Source organism: Nocardia cyriacigeorgica NBRC 100375 (assembly GCF_000308555.1).
Classification (GTDB): domain Bacteria; phylum Actinomycetota; class Actinomycetes; order Mycobacteriales; family Mycobacteriaceae; genus Nocardia; species Nocardia cyriacigeorgica.
The window spans coordinates 1-4,934 of the sequence record NZ_BAFY01000204.1 but is presented as its reverse complement, the minus strand read 5'-3'; the positions used below and the strand labels follow the sequence as shown (position 1 = coordinate 4,934).

Here is a 4,934-nt window from a genome sequence, read left to right as displayed (position 1 = left end):
CATCCCATGCCCGTGCGCCCAGGCGGGACCGGGCGCCGTCGGCCACCGGAACATAGGGCGGATTCGCCAGCACCACATCGAAGCGGCGATTGTGCATGACGGTGCGGAAATCGCCGTGCACCAGTTCGACGGCCAGCCTGCGCAGCCGGATGTTGAGCCAGGCCGAGACGACGGCCGCGCGGGAGATGTCGACCGCGGTCACCGACGCGGCCCCCGCCTTGGCCGCGGCGATCGCGACCGCACCGGTGCCGGTGCACAGATCGAGCACCCGCCCTCCAGGGGCCAGCCCTGCCTCGGTCATGGCGCGGGCGAGCAGCCACGAGTCGGCCTGCGGTCGGTAGACGCCGGGGGCGCTGATGAGTCTCATGAGAGGGGGATATCCCGTTTACGCCGGGTCATTCCCGCTGGTCGTCGCCGCGCTCGGCAGGACCGACGGATCCAGCAGCGAGCTGCGGCCGGCACGCCAGCAATCCACCACATGATCACCGAAGCGATCTTCGAGCAGATTCGTCGCCTGGATACCGAACACGATCGACGGAACAAGGGCCGGCTCGCGGGCCGCGAGGTCGCCGATGACGCCGTCGCGCATGACCTGCTCGTGCACGGCGTCGGCCTCGACATGTTCGCGATAGAACAGCACACAGGCCGGGTCGGCGCCCATCTGCTCCAAGATCTCCACCAGCCGCGCCGAACCGGGCGGTGAGGTGATCTCCACGGTGGCGAAATGCCCGACCAGCGCCCCGCGCCATTTCCGGTGCAGCCCGAACAGCGACATGGTGTTGACCAGCGCGATCATCGGCGTCGGCACGGCGTCCAGATAGTGCAGGTAGTGCGGATCGAGGCCGGCCCCGGCCAGCAGGTCGGCGAACAGCCGGGCGTGCACGCGTTCGCCGCGCCCGCCGCCGAACTCGTCGAACTCCACCGCCACCAGCGAGGCCTTGGCCTGGCCGCGCAGCCGCGGAATCACCCAGGCATACGGGTCGGCTTCCTTGTGGTGGTAGATCGACCGGTGCACGAAGTATTCGCGCAAGTGGGTCCAATCGGGGTGCTCGCGCAGATGCCTGGCCACGCCAGGGGCGTCCACCGGTGCGGTGAGCAGATAGTCGAGTTCGCCGTCGAGGTCGTCCCCGCCGGCGACGTCGTCGCGCAGCGCCTCCGTCCAGGTCCGCTCGAGTTCCGCGCGCAGCCGCAGCAGCCCCGGATCCCACTCCCAGTCCGGATCCACCCCGTCGAAGCCGTGATAATGCAGCTCATAGCAGGTATGCAGGGCCAGGTGCAGGTCATCGCTGTACGGATCGATATGCCCGGCGGGCGGCACCGGGTTGCCCGGCTGCCCGCGCAGCGTCTGCAGCACGGCCTCCGACAGCGGGCCACGGGGGCGGGGCAGCACAAAATGGTCCTCGATCACAGGGGACATGCTCCCCGCATACCCCGTGCCGTGGTGATCAATCAGCTCACAGCGCAATCCCGATGTATTTGGTCTCCAGGTACTCCTCGAGACCCTCGGCGCCACCTTCCCGCCCCAGACCCGAGGACTTCACACCGCCGAACGGCGCGGCGGGATTGGACACGACACCGGAATTGAGGCCGATCATCCCGGTTTCCAGCCGCTCGGAGACGGTGAGGGCTTCACTGAGGTTCTCGGCGAACACATAGCCGATGAGACCGGCGTCGGTGTCGTTGGCCATGGCCACGGCCTCGTCGGTGGTGCTGAAGGTGCGGATCGGCGCGATGGGTCCGAAAATCTCCTCGCGCAGGATCGCCGAGGCCGGATCGAGGTCGGTCAGCACCGTCGGTTCGACGAAATAGCCGGGGCCCGGGACGGTTTTGCCGCCGGTGAGCACTCGGGCGCCGCGGTCGGTGGCATCGTCGACCAGGGAGCTCACCTTGGTGACCGCGGCGGCGTCGATGAGCGGACCGACGTCGGTACCCGCATGCAGTCCGTTGCCGACCGTCAGACCGGACAGGGCGTCGGCGAGGCGGCGGCCGAACTCCTCGGCCAGCGATTCGTGGACCAGGAACCGGTTGGCGGCCGTGCAGGCTTCGCCGGTATTGCGCATCTTGGCCGCGACGGCTCCGGCGACGGCGCGATCCAGATCGGCCGAGGCGAGCACCACGAACGGCGCGTTGCCGCCCAATTCCATCGATACCCGCAGCATGCGTTCACCGGCCTGGGCGGTGAGCGCGCGGCCGACGGCGGTGGAGCCGGTGAAGGTGAGCTTGCGCAGTCGCGGATCGGTGATGATGGGATGCGACAGCTGCGGGGCGGCCGAGGTCGTCACGCAGTTCACCACACCCGGCGGCAGGCCGGCTTCGTCGAGCACGGTCATCAAGGCCAGGGTGGTCAGCGGGGTCTGCGGCGCGGGCTTGATCACCACCGTGCATCCAGCGGCGAGTGCGGGCGCGATCTTGCGGGTGCCCATCGCGAGCGGGAAATTCCACGGTGTGATGGCGAACACCGGGCCCACGGGCTGCTTCAGCGTCACGATCCGGTTGCCGCCGGACGGTGCGCGCAGGAAGCTGCCCGCCGCGCGCACGCCCTGCTCGGCGAACCAGCGCAGGAATTCGGCACCGTAGGCGACTTCGCCACGCGCTTCGGCGAGGGGTTTGCCCATCTCGAGGGTGATCAGCGTGGCGAACTGTTCGGCCCGTTCCTGCAGCAGCGCGAACGCGGCCATCAGGATGTCGCCGCGGGCGCGTGGATCGGTCTCGGCCCAGCCGGCTTGCGCGCGCACGGCAGCGTCGAGGGCGGCCAGGCCGGTGGCCGGATCGGCGTCGGCGACGTGGGTGAGCGTCGTCGCGGTGGCGGGGTTGTCGACGGCGAGAGTGGGGGCGTCATCGGTCCAGTGGCCGTCGATGAAATGCCCGGTGGGTAGGCCTTTCAGGGCTCGGTCGATCGCGGTCATGCCTTCGCCTGCCCGGTCTGGTCGAACATGATGACCTGGCGGATCGCCAGCCCGTCGGCGAGTAGGTCCATCGCCTCGTTGATCTCGGTCAGTGCGATCCGCGACGAAATGAGCTTGTCCACCGGCAGTTTGCCCTCCCGCCACATCTGCGCGTACCGGGGGATATCGCGGGCCGGGACCGCCGAACCGAGATAGCTGCCCACCACGGTGCGGGCTTCGGCGGTGATCGTCAACGGTGAGATCGACGCACGCGCCGCCGGGGCGGGCAGCCCGACGGTGATCGTGGTACCGCCGGATCGTGTTGCGGCGAAGGCGGTTTCGAACGCGCGCGGATGTCCGGCGCATTCGATGACGTAGCGGGCCTTGATGCCGTTCTCGGCGACTTGTTCGGGGGTGTAGACCTCGGTGGCCCCCAGCGCCTTGGCTTGCTCGAGCTTGTCCGCGACGGTGTCCACGGCGATGATCTGCCGCACGTCCTGTGCCTTCGCGGTGATCACCGCGGCCATACCGACCCCGCCGAGGCCGACCACCATCACCGAATCCGACGGCGCGGGCTCGGCCACATTGAGGACCGCGCCGCCGCCGGTGAGCACGGCGCAGCCGAGGACCGCCGCGACATCCGGTGGGATATCGGCGTCGACCGGGACCGCCGAGGCGCGGTCGATGACGGCGTGGGTGGCGAAACCGGAGACACCGAGGTGGTGGTGGACGGTTTCGCCGTCACGGGTCAGATGCCGCGAATGGTGCAGCAGCTCGCCCGCGTTGTTGGTGAGGGTGCCCGCCGAACAGGGCAGGCGCCCGTCCTCGGCGCAGGCCTCGCACTGTTCACAGCGCGGCAGGAACGACATCACCACGCGCTGACCGGGGGACAGGTCGGTGACGGCCTCGCCGGTGGCTTCCACGATGCCGGCCGCCTCGTGGCCGAGCAACATCGGTGTCGGACGCAGGCGGTTGCCGTCGACCACACTCAGATCCGAATGGCAGATGCCCGCCGCTTCGATGCGAACCAGCAGTTCGGTGGGTCCGGGTGGGCTGAGTTCGACTTCACCCACGGTGATGGGCCGCGAGTGCGCGAACGGCCGGGCCCGGCCGGATTCCTCGAGAACTGCTCCGGTGATCTTCATCGGCTCCCTGACGTCGTGATGGACCCGGCGGCGCCGGGCGCGGGCGAGCGATTCCAAGATATGGCCGCGATCACCGCATGTACATGATCAGGTCGTACATTCATTCGAGCAACGTATGTGCGCCGTGCACATGGAGAGGAGTCGGCGGTGGATATGTCCTTGCTCGAAGACATCCACGCGGGCATCTCCGAGGCCGAACTCGACGCCCGGCTCACCGAGGCGTTGCGGCGGCACGAGATCACCGAGGCCACCGCCGCGGCCGCGCGCGGCATCCACCGCACACTGGCCGAACGGCGCGAACGCGAGGAACTGCTGCGGGTGTTGCACGAGACTGCCACCGATCTGACCGGCATCCGCGACGTGGAGGCGGTGCTGGCGGCCATCGTGCGCCGCACCCGGCTGCTGACCGGCAGCGATATGGCCTACATCAGCTTGAACGACTACCGCACCCGCGAGACCTACATCCGCAAGTCCGACGGCGTGATCACCCAGGCCTACCGGACCATCCGGATGCCCATCGGCACCGGCGTCCTCGGCAAGGCCGCCGCCGGGTTGTCGCCGTATCAGTCCTCGGACTATCTCGCCGATCCCGCCATCGTGCACCTGCCGCACATCGACGCCATCGTCCGCGCCGAAGGTGTGCGCGCGATCCTCGGGGTGCCGCTGAACCTGCACGGCAGCGTGATCGGTGCGCTGCTGATCGCGGACCGGTCGCCGCGCAGCTACCCCAGCGGCCTGATCGATCTCATCGACACCGTCGGCAAGCATGCCGCCGTCGCACTGGACAACGCCGAACGTTTCACCGAGATCACCAGGGCGCTCGATGATCTCGCATCCGAACAGGACACTCACGTCAGCCGGGTGCGCCGACTCCAGGACGTCATCGCATTGGACGAGCGGCTGA

General features: G+C 68.8%; 5 protein-coding genes. 1 reads left to right on the top strand and 4 read right to left on the bottom strand.

The genetic code is table 11. The features are described from left to right. The 4 genes from RJ05_RS21145 to RJ05_RS21130 form a co-directional block, all read right to left on the bottom strand. On the bottom strand, positions 1–367 hold a 367-nt coding region (locus RJ05_RS21145), incomplete at its 3' end, for a methyltransferase (RefSeq protein WP_036539794.1). A gap of 18 nt (positions 368–385) precedes the next feature. Next, on the bottom strand, positions 386–1,417 hold the full coding sequence (locus RJ05_RS21140; protein WP_036539793.1) for an iron-containing redox enzyme family protein: 1,032 nt from the start codon (positions 1,415–1,417) through the stop codon (positions 386–388). A gap of 37 nt (positions 1,418–1,454) precedes the next feature. Next, entirely contained in the window at positions 1,455–2,906 is a 1,452-nt protein-coding gene (locus RJ05_RS21135) for an NAD-dependent succinate-semialdehyde dehydrogenase (RefSeq protein WP_036539791.1), read from the bottom strand. After that, the gene (locus RJ05_RS21130; RefSeq protein ID WP_036539796.1) at positions 2,903–4,030 is read right to left on the bottom strand and encodes an alcohol dehydrogenase catalytic domain-containing protein; all 1,128 of its coding nucleotides are present in this window, start codon (positions 4,028–4,030) and stop codon (positions 2,903–2,905) included. The genes RJ05_RS21135 and RJ05_RS21130 overlap by 4 nt, the downstream gene beginning before the upstream one ends. Positions 4,031–4,183: 153 nt before the next feature. Between RJ05_RS21130 and RJ05_RS21125 the strand changes: the two genes are divergently transcribed. After that, positions 4,184–4,934 (top strand): GAF domain-containing protein (locus RJ05_RS21125; protein ID WP_255220950.1); only part of this gene is annotated, 751 nt, incomplete at its 3' end.

Excerpts from the sequence above, each read along its gene's own strand:
- RJ05_RS21140 (WP_036539793.1), bottom strand. The coding sequence starts at position 1,417 with ATGTCCCCTGTGATCGAGGACCATTTTGTGCTGCCCCGCCCCCGTGGC.
- RJ05_RS21135 (WP_036539791.1), bottom strand. The coding sequence starts at position 2,906 with ATGACCGCGATCGACCGAGCCCTGAAAGGCCTACCCACCGGGCATTTC.
- RJ05_RS21130 (WP_036539796.1), bottom strand. The coding sequence starts at position 4,030 with ATGAAGATCACCGGAGCAGTTCTCGAGGAATCCGGCCGGGCCCGGCCG.